Origin of the sequence: Klebsiella sp. Lac1 (genome assembly GCF_009825425.1) — a bacterium.
Taxonomy (GTDB): Bacteria; Pseudomonadota; Gammaproteobacteria; order Enterobacterales; family Enterobacteriaceae; genus Klebsiella; species Klebsiella electrica.
On record NZ_VJZJ01000003.1, the window covers coordinates 276,568 to 293,472 of the forward strand.

Consider the following 16,905-nt stretch of genomic DNA (forward strand, 5'->3'; position numbering starts at 1 on the left):
GAAGACGACGGACAAAATAGCGTTTCGCGAGGCGTGCCGAAGCCAGGCGTCAGCCTTGCAGATGGTTGCAGAAAATCAGGGAGCGTGGTTGCGCAGGTAAAAAAAACCGGCGCCTCAGGCACCGGTTTTTAGCTTTCTATGGCATCCTGTGCCGGACGAATTAAATCGCCACCGGCGCTTTAATTCCCGGATGCGGGTCGTAACCTTCGATATCGAAATCTTCAAAGCGGTAATCGAAAATCGACGCCGGTTTGCGTTTGATGACCAGCTTCGGCAGCGGACGCGGTTCGCGGCTCAGCTGCAGATCCGTCTGTGCAAGGTGGTTGCTGTAGAGATGAGTATCCCCACCGGTCCAGACAAAATCACCGACTTCCAGATCGCACTGCTGGGCGACCATGTGCACCAGCAGCGCATAGCTGGCGATGTTAAACGGCAGGCCGAGGAACACATCGCAGGAGCGCTGATAGAGCTGACAGGAGAGTTTACCGTCCGCGACGTAGAACTGGAAAAACGCGTGACACGGCGCCAGCGCCATTTTATCCAGCTCGCCCACGTTCCACGCAGAAACGATGATGCGACGTGAATCCGGGTCGTTTTTCAGCTGTTCCATCACGGTGCTGATCTGGTCGATATGGCGGCCGTCCGGCGCAGGCCAGGAACGCCACTGTTTGCCGTAAACCGGCCCCAGATCGCCATTTTCATCTGCCCACTCGTCCCAGATAGTGACATTGTTTTCATGCAGATACGCGATGTTGGTGTCACCCTGGAGGAACCACAGCAGTTCATGGATGATGGAGCGTAAATGACAGCGCTTGGTCGTCACCAGCGGGAAGCCTTCCTGCAGGTTAAAACGCATCTGATGGCCGAAAATGGAGATCGTGCCGGTACCGGTGCGGTCATTTTTTTGCGTGCCCTCGGCGAGCACTTTCTGCATCAAATCAAGATACTGTTTCATGGTTCCTCAAGAAGTTTGTTGCTGCGGACGACGACGGTACGCCCAGACCATCATAATGATACCCGCAAGCACCATTGGGATCGAAAGAATCTGCCCCATGCTGATGTACTGTACCCATTCGCCGGTGAACTGCTGGTCTGGCTGGCGGAAGAATTCCACGATAATGCGGAACAGGCCGTAGCCAATCAGGAACAGACCGGATACCGACCCGGTCGGGCGCGGTTTGCGGATAAACAGGTTCAGGATCAGGAACAGGACGACCCCTTCCAGCGCCAGTTCGTATAGCTGCGAAGCGTGACGCGGCAGTGCGCCGTAGGTATCAAACAGCGATTGCCATTGCGGATGAGACGGCAGCAGCGCCAGATCTTCCGCGCGCGAGCCGGGGAAAATCATCGAATAATGGAAGCTCGGATCGACGCGTCCCCACAGCTCGCCGTTGATAAAGTTGCCCAGACGCCCCGCCCCGAGGCCAAAGGGGATCAGCGGCGCGATAAAATCGGAGACCTGGAAGAAAGTGCGTTTGGTGCGTTTGGCAAAAATGATCATCACGAGGATGACGCCAATCAGACCACCGTGGAACGACATGCCGCCGTCCCAGACGCGGAACAGATACAGCGGATCCTGCAGGAAAACCGGCAGATTATAGAACAGGACGTAGCCGATACGGCCACCGAGGAAAACGCCAAGGAACCCGGCATACAGCAGATTTTCAACTTCGTTTTTGCTCCAGCCGCTGCCCGGACGGTTGGCACGACGGGTGGCTAGCCACATCGCAAAAACAAACCCGACCAGGTACATCAAACCGTACCAGTGGAGGGAGACCGGCCCAACGGAAAATATCACCGGATCAAAATCCGGGAAATGCAGGTAGCCACTATTCATCTGTCACCATAAAGACTTGTTATTCCGCCGAAAGTGGACAGCGGTAATCATACACGCCCGACCAATACGGGTGCTCCAAGGGGGCGAATAATAGCATAAGGTTAATTCGCTGGCCGTGCCGTTGTTGTAAAAGATATGTATATGAATGCTAACAGCGCACGACAGTTTTCCAAAGGCGGCACCGATCGTCTCTCCGGGCTACCTGAGTGCGCCATTCTTTTACCGGGTGGCGCTAAGCTTACCTGGCCTACCGCTCTCTGACGGCTACCGGCCGCCGCGGATCAAGCCGCCCAGGCCGCGTCGCTCCATGAAAGCCGCCACCTGATGACGAACTTCCGTGGCCATCTGCGCCTCAAGGCTCCGGCGCGACAGCTCCTGAGCTTCTGCAATATCGATACGCCGCAGCAGGTATTTAACCCTCGCCACCGAGCGACCGTTCATCGACAAATGGCGATAGCCAAGGCCAATCAGGATAGTCACGCACATCGGATCGCCCGCCATTTCACCGCACAGCCGCAGGTCGATGCCGAAGCGTTCGGCGTCATGCGCAATCATCGCCAGCGCCCGCAGCACCGCGGGATGCAGGCTGTCATACATGCTGGCGACCCGGGTGTTGTTACGATCGACGGCGAGGATATACTGAGTCAGGTCATTGGTCCCAACCGAAATAAAGTCCACGCGGCTGGCGAGGTTCGGCAGCATAAAGACCATCGAAGGCACTTCCAGCATCACGCCAAGACGCGGGCGAGGAATGGCGTAGCCAATCATCTCTTCGACTTCACGGCTGGCGCGATCGATCAGGCGACGCGCTTCATCCACTTCGTCAAGGCTGGTCACCATTGGCAGCAAAATACTCAGATTGCCGGTCGCCGCATTGGCACGCAGCATGGCGCGTACCTGGATGAGAAAAATTTCCGGCTGATCGAGGGTAATACGGATCCCGCGCCAGCCGAGGCACGGGTTCTCTTCGCTGATCGGCATGTACGGCAGCTGCTTATCGGCGCCGATATCCAGCGTACGCAGGGTCACGGGCTTTTCATTAAACATCTGCAGCATGCCCTGATACTGGGCGACCTGCTCCTCTTCCGACGGGAAACCGCTTTGCAGCATAAACGGAATTTCCGTACGGTACAGACCGATGCCGTCGATAAAATTGCCCAGTTTTTCTTCATGTTCCAGGCTCAGGCCAGCGTTCAGCATGACCTTCACCCGCTCGCCACTTTTCAGCTCGGAAGTGTGTTCCAGATCGTCTTCCGCCAGCCGGCTGAGTTCATTCTCTTCGCTGACCAGGCGCTGATATTCCTGCAGCAGCGCCGGTTCCGGGTCGACCAGCAGTTCGCCGCGGTAACCATCCACCACCAGCATGTGGCCGTGGAGTAGCGAAGGCTGGATATCCGCCCCCATAACCGTCGGGATCCCCAGCGCCCGCACCATAATGGCGGCGTGGGAGTTCGCGGCACCATCGCGGACGACGACGCCCGCCAGCCTGTCCTGCGGAACTTCCGCCAGCGTCGTGGCCGACAGCTCGTCCGCCACCAGCACAATACGCGCCGGCCAGGTATTGGGGCCCTGAATGGAATCGTCGAGGTGGAAAAGCAGGCGCTGGCCGAGAGTACGTAGATCGCCAGCCCGCTCTTTCAGATAACCGTCGCTCAGGGCGGCAAACTGTTCGGCGAATTTCTCGATGATCTTTTTCACCGCCCATTCTGCCACCGCGCCTTTGTCGACCTCCGCAAAGAGCTCGCGGCGCAGACGCGCGTCGGAAAGCAGGTGCGAATAGAGATCGAAGATCGCCGACGTCTCTTTTTGCGCCCCGGCGGCATAGCGCTTGCTGTAGCGACGAAACTCGCTCGCCGCTTCTTCCAGCGCGCCGGTCAGGCGTTCGCGTTCGGAAGCCGTATCCAGCGTCGAGGCTTCGTACACCTGCTCCATGAGCGGCAGACTGATGTCCATCCAGCCTTCGGCAATCGCCACCCCGGAGGAGGCGGGCAGCGCGCGAATACGCGTCTGTCGATACTGGCCAAACAGCGCGGTCAGCTGAGACTGGGAAAGAATGGCGGCCATTTGCGTCGCCAGGGTGACGAGAAACGACTCTTCGCTTTCGTCAAACTGACGCAGCTCACGCTGCTGCACCACCAGCACCCCAAGCAGCTGACGCCGCTGGATAATCGGCACGCCAAGAAACGCGCGGAAGCGATCCTCTTTAACGGCCGGAATGTATTTAAAGCTGGGGTGTTTTTGCGCATCGGCAAGGTTGATAGGCTCGGCAAGGCGCCCGACCAGGCCAACGAGGCCTTCGTCAAACGCGAGCGCAACGGTACGCCCGCGAGGTTTTTTCAGCCCGCGAGTGGCCATCAGGTAATAACATCGTCGATCGTGATCGGCCAGGTAAACCGAACAAACTTCCGTTTCCATCGCAATGCAGATATCGGTGACCAGGATATCCAGCGCCTCGTTTAAACGCGGCGCACTCGCGACCTTCTCGACGATTTCTCGTAACCGAGTGAGCATAATATGCGTGGCTTAACCTCTTTTACGTCGATAAGCAGGCGCGCTTTGCGGTTTAGGTGCACTTTCCGCCAGCGACATGGTCATGCTGGCAAACTCTTTCATCACCCGGCGGTACACGTCGCGCTTAAACGACACCACCTGACGAACCGGGTACCAGTAACTTACCCAGCGCCAACCATCAAACTCAGGCGTACTACTGGTTTGCATATTGATTTCCGCATCGCTGCCGATCAACTGCAGGAGAAACCACTTCTGTTTCTGGCCGATACAAACCGGCTTTGTGTCCCAACGCACCAAACGTTTAGGCAACTTGTAACGCAGCCAGTTACGGGTTGAGGCCAGGATTCGCACATCTTTACGACTTAACCCCACCTCTTCGAACAATTCCCGATACATGGCCTGCTCGGCTGATTCACCTGGATTAATGCCCCCTTGCGGGAACTGCCACGAGTGCTGACCATAGCGCCTGGCCCACATCACCTGGCCCTGGCGATTACAGATTACAATACCGACATTTGGGCGGTAGCCATCGTCATCAATCACCGGACTACCTCAAAATAATCTTCAATGTGAACGATTGTTTCACACTCGCTGTGAACGGTAAACCACTCTGTTGCCACTGTGCCGCCGAATAACATTTGAATAACTCACAGTAATCAGCAGAGTTATAAACAACGAAAGCGATCGCGACCCCATTTTATTCACTTTTTCTGTGGATAGAGTTGTGAAGAAGTATGGAATTACCCAGGGAAAACCCGGAGTAGTCCGAATCGCCTACGAATCATATCATTTAATAATGGCATTACATTCATTATGTTAGCACATATACCTTTCAATAATTACAGTTAAACGTGATGATCATCACACATGTGATCCTGGAACTGATGAAAGATCGAGCAATGACGATTTTATCCACAGATTATCCGAGTCCACTGGGCACATTTTGTCTAAAAATTCGATTTTCGTCGCACGTCAAGGCTGTAAATGAAAACAGTAGTGCCACTTTTCCCCAGTTATCCCATTTTTCTGTGGATAACATGGTGTAAGATCCTGTTCATTGCCAGTGACCAGTTCTGGAAAACCCGCTTTCACTGTTTTCACAACGACAAAAAAATGAAAAAAAATCCATACGAATCATCAAATTGTCATAGTTACCCAGAAAAAGGTAAACTCTATCCACAATGCGCTGAATTAGCGTTCACTTTTTAACCAGAGGTTTTACCGTATGCCCGCCATCGCGCCGCTAGCATCTCCACCGCACACCCAGCAGCAGCTCCTGACCCAGGCGCAGGGGTTAGCGGGCTACTCGCTGGGCGAACTGGCGGCGCTGGCGGGGATTGCCATTCCACGCGATTTAAAACGCGATAAAGGATGGATCGGTATTCTGCTGGAGATCTGGCTGGGCGCCAGCGCCGGCAGTAAACCCGAGCAGGATTTCGCCGCGCTGGGCGTCGAGCTGAAGACCATACCTGTCGATAGCCAGGGTCGTCCGCTGGAAACCACCTTTGTTTGCGTCGCCCCGCTTACCGGTAACAGCGGCGTGACCTGGGAGAGCAGCCACGTGCGCCATAAGCTTAAACGCGTCCTGTGGATACCGGTGGAAGGGGATCGCGCCATTCCGCTGGCGGAACGCCGCGTCGGCGCCCCGCTGCTGTGGAGCCCCAATGAAGAAGAGGATCGCCAGCTGCGAATGGACTGGGAGGAACTGATGGATCTGATCGTGCTCGGTCAGGTGGAACGCATCACCGCTCGTCATGGCGAGGTGCTGCAGCTGCGCCCGAAGGCCGCCAACAGCAAAGCGTTAACCGAGGCGATTGGCGCCCGCGGTGAGCCGATTCTCACGCTGCCACGCGGCTTCTACCTGAAGAAGAATTTCACCGCCGCCCTGCTGGCCCGTCATTTTCTCCTCGGCCACGATTAATTTTTTGTTCTGCCTGCCAGCTTGCATATAATTGCGACTTTCTTTTTTGCAGGACTTTGAACAATGTTATTTGCATGGATAACCGATCCCAACGCCTGGCTGGCGCTCGGTACGCTGACGCTGCTGGAGATAGTGCTGGGGATCGATAATATTATTTTTCTCTCTCTGGTTGTTGCCAAACTGCCTACCGCCCAGCGTGCTCACGCAAGACGTATCGGGTTGATGGGCGCGATGCTGATGCGTCTGGGGCTGCTGGCCTCTATCGCCTGGGTCGTTAAGCTCACCCATCCGCTGTTTACCGTTTTCGACCACGCGATCTCGTTTCGCGATTTGATCTTACTGCTCGGCGGTCTGTTCCTTATCTGGAAGGCGAGTAAAGAGATCCACGAGTCGATCGAGGGCGAAGAGGAAGGGCTAAAAACCAATGTCCATTCATTTATGGGCGCCATCGTGCAGATCATGGTACTGGATATCATTTTCAGCCTCGACTCGGTGATTACCGCGGTTGGGCTGTCGGATCATCTGTTCATCATGATGGCCGCGGTGGTCATTGCCGTCGGCGTAATGATGTTCGCCGCCCGACCGATTGGCGACTTTGTCGACCGTCATCCGTCGGTAAAAATGCTGGCCCTGTCATTTCTGATTCTGGTCGGCTTTACCCTGATGCTGGAAAGCTTCGAAATACATATTCCGAAAGGCTACATCTACTTCGCGATGTTCTTTTCGATTGCCGTCGAAAGCCTTAACCTGCTGCGTAATAAAAAAAATCCTCTGTAACCCACAGAAATGCAGCCCAAACCCTGGGCTGCAAAATTTTTTAAGACTTTCCTGCTTTTTATGTCTCACAAATCAGGCTATTAATACACTGGTGCGGGGTACGACCATTCAAGAGGTAATGACGATGAAAAAATGGGCAGTATTGATTTCAGCCGTAGGACTGACGTTCTCGGTTTCCGGTTGCAGCAGCGATTACGTGATGGCGACAAAAGACGGACGCATGATCCTGACCGATGGTAAGCCAGCCGTTGATGATGATACCGGCCTCATCAGTTACGAAGATCAGCAGGGCAATAAAATGCAGATCAACCGCGACGATGTTTCGCAGATTATTAAACGTTAAGACTTTTCGTCGGCCAGCCGCCTGCCAGCACCTGCCTGGTGAGGCCGCCTTCCCCGACAGCGGACCCTCTTAATAAAGAGTCGGGATCCTCTGAACCCTCCGCGGCATCGCGTCTTCGGATTCTGAAACCCCGGCTTTTTTGATTTTTTTACTTCCTCTTTTTCTCCCCCTCTGCCATTTTGATACTCCTTTGTCGGGGAACTCCTGACCTTGTTAATAAAAAAGGAAGCCGGCTATGCAGTATCACCGTATCCCACACAGTTCTCTTGAAATCAGCACGCTCGGGCTGGGCACTATGACTTTTGGTGAGCAGAATAGCGAGGCCGACGCGCACCAACAGCTCGACTACGCAGTCAGCCAGGGCATTAACCTGATTGATGTCGCTGAGATGTATCCTGTCCCCCCGCGCCCGGAAACCCAGGGGCTGACGGAAACGTACGTCGGCAACTGGCTGGCGAAACGCGGCAATCGCGAAAAGCTGGTTATCGCCTCTAAAGTCAGCGGCCCCGCGCGTAACAACGACAGCAGCATTCGCCCCAACCATGCGCTGGATCGTAAAAACATCCGTGACGCGCTGCACGACAGCCTCAAGCGTCTGCAAACCGATTATCTCGACCTCTACCAGGTTCACTGGCCGCAGCGCCCGACCAACTGCTTCGGCAAACTGGGCTATACCTGGACCGACTCCGCGCCGGTCGTCACCCTGCTGGATACCCTGGAAGCGCTCACCGAATTCCAGCGCGCCGGTAAAATCCGCTATATCGGTGTCTCCAACGAAACGGCCTTTGGCGTGATGCGCTACCTGCACCTGGCGGATAAACACGACCTGCCGCGCATCGTCACCATCCAGAATCCCTACAGCCTGCTGAACCGTAGCTACGAAGTGGGTCTGGCGGAAGTCAGCCAGTATGAAGGCGTTGAGCTGCTGGCCTACTCCTGCCTGGCATTTGGCACCCTGACCGGCAAGTATCTTCATGGCGCAAAACCGGCCGGCGCGCGCAATACGCTCTTCAGCCGCTTCACGCGCTATAGCAGCGAACAGTCGCAGAAAGCGGTGGCGGCCTATGTCGATATCGCCAGACGCCATAACCTCGACCCGGCGCAGATGGCGCTGGCCTTTGTCCGTCGTCAGCCGTTTGTCGCCAGCACCCTGCTGGGCGCCACCACGCTGGAGCAGCTTAAAACCAACGTTGAGAGCCTGCATCTTGAGCTGAGTGAAGAGGTGTTAGCGGAAATTGAAGCGGTGCACCAGGTCTATACCTACCCGGCACCGTAAGACCGTAACCCCGGGTCGCGGCGTAAACGCCTTACCCGGGCTACAAAACCGCCGCATGCAGGATACGGTAGCCCGGCTAAGCGCAGCGCGAGCCGGGGAGATTCGCGGGTCGCGGCGTAAACGCCTTATCCGGGCGACAAAACCGCACGAACTTGTAGCCCGGACAGATGCGTAGCATCGCCTCCGGGAAATTATTTACGCCGTCCCCAGATCCACAGCGCGGCAATCGCCAGCGCAAACACCGCGCCAAAGCCAATCCCGACGCCAACCACCGGAATACCGATACTCACCGCCAGCGAATAGAGCCCCAGCATCAGCAGCATCGCCACGTTTTCACCGAGGTTCTGTACCGCAATAGCATTGCCTGCACCTACGGTATGCTTACCGCGTTCCTGCAGCAGCGCATTAAGCGGCACAATAAAGAAGCCGCCAAAAATACCGAGCAGCAACAGCAGAGCAAATGCGGGCAGCAGCGACTGCTGGAGGGCAAAGAAGATCACCGCCACGCCGATTAAAATCCCGGCAGGCATGCAGCGGGACACGGTTTGCAACGTCACCAGCTTCGCGGCAGCCCCGGCCCCCAGCACAATCCCCACCGCCACCATCGCGTTAAGATAGGTCGGCATGGCGTTGCTGGTGATGCCAAGCGCCGCCGGTACCCACAGCACCAGCAGGAAACGCAGCGTCACGCCAGCGCCCCAGAACAGACTGGTTCCGGTCAGTGAAAAGCGCGTTTCCCCGTTACGCCACAGCGTCTTACAGGCGCTAAAGAAACTGTAGGTCATCGGCGTAAACCGCCATGACTGGCCGGGACGCGCCGCCGGCAGCTTCGGGATCCACAGGTTGGCGATCACCGCCCCACCGTACACCAGCGCGCAGATGACCAGCGCGGCCAGCACGTGCCAGTCGGCCAGAATACCGCCGGCCATCGATCCCAGCAAAATCGCCGCAATGGTCGACGACTCCATCAAACCGTTAGCTTTCACTAACTTATCCCCGGTGGTCAGCTCGCCAAGGATGCCGTATTTGGCCGGTGAATAGGCCGCCGCGCCGATCCCCACCAGGGTATAGCCGATAAACGGGTTCAGGCCAAAACAGATGCAGCCTGCGCCAACCAGCTTCATGCCGTTGGCGACCATCATCACTCGCCCTTTGGCAAAGCTGTCGGCAAACTGGCCGACAAACGGCGCAAAAAGTATGTAAGCGCCTACAAACAGCATCTGCATCACCGGCTGGCTCCAGTCCGGGTAGAACTGCTGTTTCATCAGCGCCAGCGTGGCAAACAGCAGCGCGTTATCGCCAAATGCCGAGAGGAACTGGGCGCAGATGACCGCCATCATCCCTTTTGAGTACAGCGAGGTGTTAGTGTGTACTGACTCACTCATCAGAATCTTCCGTCTGCTCAACCATACCTTTAAGGGTGACAAAGTCCGGCTTGCCGCTGCCGAGAACCGGCAACTGCTTCAGCCAGCGAATGTCGCGCGGTACCGCCAGCTCCGGCACGCCATGCTCACGGGCGTAACGCAGCAGTTTTTCACGGTTCAGTTCATTATCGGTGGTAAAAAGCACCAGCGCCTCGCCTTTAGCGGCATCTTGTTTAATCGCCGTGGCATGCATCTTGTCAGGTGAGACGGCCAACGCCACCTGTTCGACCATTTCCAGCGACACCATTTCGCCGGCGATTTTCGCGAAGCGCTTAGCGCGTCCCTGAATGCGCACGTAGCCCTGCTCGTCAAAGGTGACGATATCCCCGGTGTCATACCAGCCGCTTTCCACTTCGCCATGCTGATTTTCCGCCGCCGGCGCTTCCAGCACGCCCGGATTCTCCACCCGCAGATAGCCATTCATGATGTTCGGCCCTTTTAACTGCAGGCGTCCGCCCTCTGCAATACCCGCCATCGCCAGCAGGCGCGCATCCATCCCCGGCAGAATACGCCCGACGGTGCCCACCTTCGCCGCCATCGGGACGTTAATCGATACCACCGGCGCACATTCGGTGACGCCATAGCCTTCGAGAATGCGCAGGCCAAATTTGTCCTGCCACAGTTGCTTCGTGCTCTCCTGAAGCTTTTCCGCCCCGGCCACCACGTAGCGCAAACGGTAGAAATCATACGGGTTGGCAAAGCGCGCGTAGTTCGCGAGAAAGGTCGAGGTCCCGAACAGCACCGTACAGTTACGATCGTAGACCAGCTCCGGCACCACGCGGTAGTGCAGCGGGCTGGGATAGAGAAACACTTCTGCGCCGGTAAACAGCGGCGTCAGCAGCCCCACCGTCAGGCCAAAAGAGTGGAACAGCGGCAACGCCGACATAAAGCGATCGTTGGCGGTAAAGTCAGCAATCGTTTTAATCTGTTCGACGTTAGCCAGCAGGCTTTTGTGGCTGTGTACCACGCCTTTCGGGTTGCCTTCCGAACCGGAGGTAAACAGGATCATCGCCGCATCTTCCGGCTGCTGTTTGACCTGCGCCAGCTTCGGCGCCAGCAGGTGGCCGAAAATCCACAGCTTATCGCCGGTCGTGATGTCGCCCTTCAGGTCTTCAAGGAAGACCCAACGCACCTGCGTGAGCTGCTCCGGCAGGTGCCAGAGTTTGCCTTTATCAAGGAAAGTGCGGGAGGTAAATACGGTTTTAATTTCAGCGGCGGTTATCGCACTGCTCAGCCCTTTTACCCCGGCGGTGTAGTTCATCATCGCCGGAATCCGCCCGCGGGCAATGGCGCCAAAAATCACCGCCGCGCTGATTCCGGCGTTGGGCAACATCAGGCCGATTTTCTCGCCCTGCGTGCTGTATTTTTCGAGGATGCGCGCCACGAAGAGAGTTTTCGTCAGCAGCTTGCGGTAGGTATCTGGCTGGAAATTAATATCTTCCACGCAATGTTTGCGCGCCCCGAACCGATCCTGCGCCGCCAGCAGCGATTCATACAGCGTTTCTCGCGGGCGCACCGCCATGCGCGCTTCCATCATGATCTGGTGCAGCATCTCTCCGGCAATTTTGCGGCGATCGCGGGCGCGAGGCGCCTGAGGCATTTCAATGCGGGTTGGCGGCAGCAAATGCAGCTGGATCCGTGGGAACAGACGGCGTTTGACCAGCCCTTTGAGGCGGCTGAACGGAGTCAACTCCGCGCCTTCGATACGCAGTGGGATAATGGTGGCCTGCGACTTTGCGGCCACGAACGCCGCCCCGTCATAGATTTTCATCAGCGAACCGCTAACCGAGATACGCCCTTCCGGGAAGATAACCACCGGACGCCCCTGCTCAATCAGCCGCACCAGGTGTTTTATCGACATCGGTTTCGTCGGGTCGAGCGGGACAAAGTCGATAAGCGGCGTCAGCACGCGCATAAACCAGCGCTGGCTGATAGAACTGTACACCGCAAAGACCGGTCGGACGGGCAGGAATAAGGCGAGCAGGATCCCATCGAGGAACGAGACGTGATTCGGGGTGATCAACACCTTTTGTTGTTGCAAGGGCTGCGTGTCACCGGTCAATCTGACCCGATACAACCCTTTGAACAACAGCCTGAAAAATGCCAACAGCATAACAACTCCATTTGACCGGTGATTAAGTCATTGCAGGTTACACGAGAAGGCGTTTGAAAGCAGTGCGGAAGAAATGTCTGGCAGAAAAAAAACCTGCGCATCTGCGCAGGCCGGTGCAAGATAATCAGTACGAAATGCGTACTTAAAAACTCACCTATCAATACCTCTGGGACCCTGATTGTCCGGTTTTTTGCCCCTGCCGCACCAGCGATAAAACGCAAGGGAATAAACCTAAGTGCAACCAGTTATTGCCATTTTCGCTATCTGTAACAGCGGCGAGCAGCGGACAGGAAGAGAGCCATCCGCTGAGGGTGCCGAGGGCCTGTCACGGGGCGAACGCGGCATGTTCAGACGAGGGGCAAAAAAAAACCTGCGCATCTGCGCAGGCTGGTGTAATTAGAGTGGCTAACGTTACGTTAGCTCCACCTATCAATACCTCTGGGATAGCCAGAATATCAATGCAATGAATGGATAAACCAGCGAACATTCGCAACAGCTAATCGCAAAGTGTAAGCAAAGGTGTGAATCTTCCCTCCGCCGTTTCATTCGTCTGTGCCACTGCGCTTGTCGCTGTGTAACTTTTTCACCATGAAGGTCAATCTGCATCACATTTGCGTAACGCCAGACGCCTCCAGCCTTGAATCTGCCGCACTTTCCCGTAACATAACCGTTATGTAAACGCTTACCCTATAAAAGGTCTGGTATGGCGACAATTAAGGATGTAGCCCGACTCGCTGGAGTGTCCGTCGCTACCGTATCCCGCGTAATCAACAACTCCCCCAAAGCCAGTGAAACCTCGCGCCAGTCGGTGACTGCGGCGATGGAAACGCTCAATTATCATCCCAATGCGAACGCGCGCGCGCTGGCGCAGCAGTCAACGGAGACCGTTGGGCTGGTGGTGGGTGACGTGTCCGATCCTTTCTTCGGTGCCATGGTCAAAGCCGTCGAACAGGTGGCCTACAACACCGGTAACTTTTTGCTGATCGGCAACGGGTATCACAGCATTAAAAAAGAGCGTCAGGCGATTGAGCAGCTTATCCGCCATCGCTGCGCTGCGCTGGTGGTACACGCGAAAATGATCCCCGATGATGAGCTCGTCGGGTTGATGAAACAGATCCCCGGCATGGTGCTGATCAACCGTATTCTGGCGGGCTTTGAACAGCGCTGCGTGGCGCTGGATGACCGCTACGGCGCCTGGCTGGCGACCCGTCATCTGATCCAACAGGGGCATACCCGTATCGGCTACCTCTGCTCCAACCACGCGATTTCGGATGCTGAAGATCGTCTGCAAGGCTATTACTCGGCGTTAACGGAGAGCGGCCTGCCCTGCAACGATCGGCTGGTGACCTTTGCCGAACCTGATGAAAGCGGCGGCGAGCAGGCCATCACCGAACTGCTGGGGCGCGGCAGAAATTTTACCGCTGTCGCCTGTTATAACGACTCGATGGCCGCCGGCGCAATGGGGGTGCTGAATGATAATGGTATCGACGTCCCGCGCGAGATTTCGCTGATTGGCTTCGATGATGTGCTGATCTCGCGCTATGTTCGCCCGCGCCTGACGACGGTGCGTTACCCCATCGTCACCATGGCAACGCAGGCCGCCGAACTGGCACTGGCGCTGGCAGATCAGCGCCCGGCGCCTGAAATCACCCACTTATTCAGCCCGACGCTGGTTCGCCGTCACTCGGTGATGGCGCCGTCGGAAAGCGATAAGTCGTAACGATACAGGCTGACGGGGGTGGCCGGGTAATCCAGCCCTTCACCAATATACTGCCAGCCAAAACGCTCATAAAAATCGCGGCAGGCGGAGTAGAGATACAGCTGCGGGTGCCCGAGCCGGCGCGCATAGTCGATAGCATGCTGTTGCAGCTTTCCCGCGATGCCCCGTCCGCGCGCGTGCGGGGCGACGTACAGCGCCGCCATCCACGGGAACAGATCCTGACGGCTGATTAAGTCGCAGCGCCACAGCCCCACCGTCCCTGCCAGCGTCTCGCCCTCGACGGCGATAAAGGTCAGCGGCAGCGCCTCCGGCGTCTGGCTGTGGGCAATGAGAGTAGCAAAAAAAGGCAGCGGCAGCGTTTCGCCGCCAAAGGCCTGCCAGAGCCACATCGCCACCTGTTCGGCGTGCTGCGGCGCGGCGTATAAGGGCTGAATATGCATAACCGATCTCCTGCTGAAAAATTCTCTGGCAGCCAGTATACCGCGCCCGCAGCGGTCGGTGGCGAGGAGGTCAGCGCGTGGAAGAACCATTTTGCGGGCATTTCCTGCAAAAAGCGTGATCGCGATAGTTCTTTGCCCCCGGTTGGGCGCATATCCCCCTGAATGTCTGTGATAAACTGCGGTTTATCACGTGAAATCAGGAATCGATGAATGGCTACAATGCTGGATGTCTCAATTCGCGCAGGCGTCTCTAAAGCGACGGTTTCCCGCGTGTTGAACGGCACAGGTCAGGTAAAAGAGAGCACCCGCCAACAGGTATTCAAAGCGATGGAAGAGCTGGGATACCGGCCAAACTTTCTCGCCCGTTCGTTGGCGAACCGCACCAGCAACAGTATCGGACTGGTGGTTTCGACCTTCGATGGTTTCTATTTTGGCCGCCTGCTGCAACAGGCTTCACGCCAGACGGAAGCCTGGGGAAAACAGCTGATCGTCACCGACGGCCACGATGCCCCGGAACGCGAAGAAGAGGCGGTACAGATGCTCGCCGACCGCCAGTGCGACGCCATCATCCTCTATACCCGCCACATGAGCGAAAAGAAGATCATGTCGCTTATCGAATCCATCGATACGCCGCTGGTGGTGATTAACCGCGACGTCAGCCTGGCGCGGGAACGCTGCGTGTTCTTCGAGCAGGAAGATGCGGCTTTTCAGGCGGTCAGTTATCTGATTACGCAAGGGCACCGGGATATCGCCTGCATCACCGTGCCAATGCACACGCCGACGGGGAAGGCCCGTCTGCAAGGATACCGCAAGGCACTGAAAAAGCACGGTATCGCCTGGGATCCGGCGAAAGTTAAATACGGCGATTCTACGATGACCCGCGGCTATGAACTGTGCCGCGAGCTGCTTGCTGAGAACACAACGTTCAGCGCGCTGTTTTCGTGTAACGATGATATGGCGCTGGGCGCCTCAAAAGCGCTGCACCAGGCGGGGCTGCAAATCCCGCAGGACGTTTCGCTGTTCGGCTTCGACGATGCCCCGAGCGCGAAATGGCTGGAGCCCGGCCTGTCGACGGTCTATCTGCCGATCGATAATATGATAACCACCGCTATCGATCAGGCGATCAAGCTCGCCAACGACCAGCCGATCGAAACGATCCCGCCGTTTACCGGCACCCTGGTATTGCGGGAGTCGGTAACGACGGGACCCTATTTTTAGAACTGCTCTAAGGCCAGCAGCTCCTGAATCGTCTGCCGACGACGGATCAGCCGTGCGCTGCCGTTGTCGAACAACACTTCCGGCAGCAGCGGGCGGCTGTTGTAGTTTGAGGACATTGACGCGCCGTAGGCCCCCGTATCATGCAGCACCAGATAATCCCCCGGCGCGACTTCAGGCAGCAAACGCGTCTCTACCTTGCCCCCTTCCTGCTGAGTAAAGACGTCGCCCGATTCGCACAGCGGCCCGGCCACGACGGTGTCGACAAGCGGTGCGGCGCTCAGGTTGCGGCCATCCGCCGCCAGGGCGGTAATATGGTGATAGCTGCCGTACATTGACGGACGCATCAGATCGTTAAAACCGGCATCAATCAGCACAAAGTGGCGGCTGCCCATCTCTTTGACGCTACGGACCTGAGAGACCAGCACCCCGGATTCAGCCACCAGGAAGCGACCCGGCTCGATTTCCAGTTTCACCGGATGGCCGAGATGTCGGGCGATCTGCTCGCGCGCGGCGTTCCACAGGCCATAGTAATGATCGGTATCGATCGCCTCTTCACCTTCGCGATAAGGGATCGACAGCCCGCCGCCGGCAGAGATCGCCTGTAGATCCTGGCCAAACTCCACCACCTGACGCACCATCGCGCCACAAACCTGCTCCAGATGGCCATAATCAACCCCGGAGCCAATATGCATGTGGATCCCCACCAGCTGGAGCTGATAGCGACGCATTATTTCCAGCGCCGCCGGCAGATGGCTGTACCAGATCCCGTGTTTGCTGTTTTCGCCGCCGGTGTTGGTTTTTTGGCTGTGGCCGTGTCCAAAGCCCGGGTTGACGCGCAGCCAGACGCGATGACCGGGAGAGACTTCCCCCAGTTGGCTCAGCATATCGACTGAACCGGCATTAACCGGGATCTGCAGGGCCTTGACGCGTTCCAGCGTCGCCTCGTCGATCAGGTCGGCGGTAAAAACGATATCTTCCGGATGCTGCTGCGGGTCATAACCCGCCGCCAGCGCACGTTCGATCTCCCCGAGGGAGACGGAATCCACCTTGACGCCCTGTTCACGCATCAAGCGCAAAATATGGATATTGGAGCAGGCCTTCTGGGCAAAGCGCACCACGTCGAACTGGCTAAGCTGGGCTATCTGGCGGCGGATAATCTGCGCGTCGTAGACCCACACCGGGCAGCCAAATTCGCCAGGCAGGCGGAGCAGGTTCCCGGCAGTCAGGTCGGTATCGGTGGCGTAAAGCGAGCGTGGCATAATGAACTCCGGCGTTATCTGTGTTGTGCGTGTTTTTTTATGATTACGCCATAGGCTGAAGAGAAT

14 protein-coding genes and 1 pseudogene are annotated in these 16,905 nt (G+C 56.8%); 7 read left to right on the plus strand and 8 right to left on the minus strand.

The genetic code is table 11. From position 1 onward, the window contains the following. Nucleotides 1-160: 160 nt before the first annotated feature. From thyA to rppH, 4 genes are all read right to left on the minus strand, one after another. Nucleotides 161-955 (minus strand): thymidylate synthase, encoded by a 795-nt coding sequence (gene thyA / locus FNY10_RS20320; protein WP_141963599.1) that lies wholly within the window; start codon nt 953-955, stop codon nt 161-163. A 6-nt stretch (nt 956-961) separates the two neighbouring features. Next, the gene (gene lgt / locus FNY10_RS20325; RefSeq protein WP_100686115.1) at nt 962-1,837 is read right to left on the minus strand and encodes a prolipoprotein diacylglyceryl transferase; all 876 of its coding nucleotides are present in this window, start codon (nt 1,835-1,837) and stop codon (nt 962-964) included. Between the two features lie 264 nt (nt 1,838-2,101). After that, nucleotides 2,102-4,348: a phosphoenolpyruvate--protein phosphotransferase gene (gene ptsP / locus FNY10_RS20330; protein ID WP_100686116.1), complete on the minus strand. Its 2,247-nt coding sequence runs from the start codon at nt 4,346-4,348 to the stop codon at nt 2,102-2,104. 12 nt (nt 4,349-4,360) lie between these two features. Beyond that, a complete protein-coding gene (rppH, locus tag FNY10_RS20335) occupies nt 4,361-4,891 on the minus strand; it encodes an RNA pyrophosphohydrolase (RefSeq protein WP_100686117.1) in 531 nt (176 codons plus the stop codon). Between the two features lie 453 nt (nt 4,892-5,344). Between rppH and FNY10_RS27075 the strand changes: the two are divergent. From FNY10_RS27075 to FNY10_RS20360, 5 genes and pseudogenes are all read left to right on the plus strand, one after another. Next, nucleotides 5,345-5,485 (plus strand): annotated as a pseudogene (locus FNY10_RS27075) (hypothetical protein); the annotation flags it as partial. An 88-nt stretch (nt 5,486-5,573) separates the two neighbouring features. After that, complete coding sequence (gene mutH / locus FNY10_RS20345; RefSeq protein WP_131048661.1) at nt 5,574-6,269, plus strand: DNA mismatch repair endonuclease MutH; 696 nt, start codon at nt 5,574-5,576, stop codon at nt 6,267-6,269. A 63-nt stretch (nt 6,270-6,332) separates the two neighbouring features. Further along, a complete protein-coding gene (locus tag FNY10_RS20350; RefSeq protein ID WP_100686121.1) occupies nt 6,333-7,046 on the plus strand; it encodes a TerC family protein in 714 nt (237 codons plus the stop codon). Between the two features lie 124 nt (nt 7,047-7,170). Next, the gene (locus FNY10_RS20355; protein ID WP_131048659.1) at nt 7,171-7,389 is read left to right on the plus strand and encodes a YgdI/YgdR family lipoprotein; all 219 of its coding nucleotides are present in this window, start codon (nt 7,171-7,173) and stop codon (nt 7,387-7,389) included. 235 nt (nt 7,390-7,624) lie between these two features. Then, nucleotides 7,625-8,665: an NADP(H)-dependent aldo-keto reductase gene (locus FNY10_RS20360; RefSeq protein ID WP_131048658.1), complete on the plus strand. Its 1,041-nt coding sequence runs from the start codon at nt 7,625-7,627 to the stop codon at nt 8,663-8,665. Between the two features lie 191 nt (nt 8,666-8,856). On the opposite strand, the gene lplT is transcribed toward FNY10_RS20360, so the two are convergent. Next, a complete protein-coding gene (gene lplT / locus FNY10_RS20365; RefSeq protein WP_160703206.1) occupies nt 8,857-10,050 on the minus strand; it encodes a lysophospholipid transporter LplT in 1,194 nt (397 codons plus the stop codon). Next, a complete protein-coding gene (aas, locus tag FNY10_RS20370; protein WP_160703208.1) occupies nt 10,043-12,202 on the minus strand; it encodes a bifunctional acyl-ACP--phospholipid O-acyltransferase/long-chain-fatty-acid--ACP ligase in 2,160 nt (719 codons plus the stop codon). Before aas ends, lplT begins: the two co-directional genes overlap by 8 nt. Before the next feature lie 703 nt (nt 12,203-12,905). Between aas and galR the strand changes: the two genes are divergently transcribed. Beyond that, on the plus strand, nt 12,906-13,922 hold the full coding sequence (galR, locus tag FNY10_RS20375) for an HTH-type transcriptional regulator GalR (RefSeq protein ID WP_141963591.1): 1,017 nt from the start codon (nt 12,906-12,908) through the stop codon (nt 13,920-13,922). Here the strand turns inward: galR and FNY10_RS20380 are convergent. After that, nucleotides 13,883-14,362, minus strand: a complete 480-nt coding sequence (locus FNY10_RS20380) for a GNAT family N-acetyltransferase (protein WP_131048655.1) — start codon at nt 14,360-14,362, stop codon at nt 13,883-13,885. The two genes, galR and FNY10_RS20380, sit on opposite strands and share 40 nt — an antisense overlap. Before the next feature lie 219 nt (nt 14,363-14,581). Between FNY10_RS20380 and FNY10_RS20385 the strand changes: the two genes are divergently transcribed. After that, a complete protein-coding gene (locus FNY10_RS20385; RefSeq protein WP_160703339.1) occupies nt 14,582-15,580 on the plus strand; it encodes a LacI family DNA-binding transcriptional regulator in 999 nt (332 codons plus the stop codon). On the opposite strand, the gene lysA is transcribed toward FNY10_RS20385, so the two are convergent. After that, nucleotides 15,577-16,839, minus strand: coding sequence for a diaminopimelate decarboxylase (gene lysA, locus FNY10_RS20390; RefSeq protein ID WP_100686129.1), 1,263 nt, complete (start codon nt 16,837-16,839; stop codon nt 15,577-15,579). The two genes, FNY10_RS20385 and lysA, sit on opposite strands and share 4 nt — an antisense overlap. Nucleotides 16,840-16,905 lie beyond the last annotated feature (66 nt).

Bases quoted from the DNA above. Each gene is read 5' to 3' on its own strand.
- FNY10_RS20385 (WP_160703339.1), top strand. From the start codon at position 14,582: ATGCTGGATGTCTCAATTCGCGCAGGCGTCTCTAAAGCGACGGTTTCC.
- aas (WP_160703208.1), bottom strand. From the start codon at position 12,202: ATGCTGTTGGCATTTTTCAGGCTGTTGTTCAAAGGGTTGTATCGGGTC.
- ptsP (WP_100686116.1), bottom strand. From the start codon at position 4,348: ATGCTCACTCGGTTACGAGAAATCGTCGAGAAGGTCGCGAGTGCGCCG.
- lplT (WP_160703206.1), bottom strand. From the start codon at position 10,050: ATGAGTGAGTCAGTACACACTAACACCTCGCTGTACTCAAAAGGGATG.
- lysA (WP_100686129.1), bottom strand. From the start codon at position 16,839: ATGCCACGCTCGCTTTACGCCACCGATACCGACCTGACTGCCGGGAAC.
- lgt (WP_100686115.1), bottom strand. From the start codon at position 1,837: ATGAATAGTGGCTACCTGCATTTCCCGGATTTTGATCCGGTGATATTT.
- thyA (WP_141963599.1), bottom strand. From the start codon at position 955: ATGAAACAGTATCTTGATTTGATGCAGAAAGTGCTCGCCGAGGGCACG.
- FNY10_RS20380 (WP_131048655.1), bottom strand. From the start codon at position 14,362: ATGCATATTCAGCCCTTATACGCCGCGCCGCAGCACGCCGAACAGGTG.
- mutH (WP_131048661.1), top strand. From the start codon at position 5,574: ATGCCCGCCATCGCGCCGCTAGCATCTCCACCGCACACCCAGCAGCAG.
- FNY10_RS20355 (WP_131048659.1), top strand. From the start codon at position 7,171: ATGAAAAAATGGGCAGTATTGATTTCAGCCGTAGGACTGACGTTCTCG.
- galR (WP_141963591.1), top strand. From the start codon at position 12,906: ATGGCGACAATTAAGGATGTAGCCCGACTCGCTGGAGTGTCCGTCGCT.
- FNY10_RS20350 (WP_100686121.1), top strand. From the start codon at position 6,333: ATGTTATTTGCATGGATAACCGATCCCAACGCCTGGCTGGCGCTCGGT.
- FNY10_RS20360 (WP_131048658.1), top strand. From the start codon at position 7,625: ATGCAGTATCACCGTATCCCACACAGTTCTCTTGAAATCAGCACGCTC.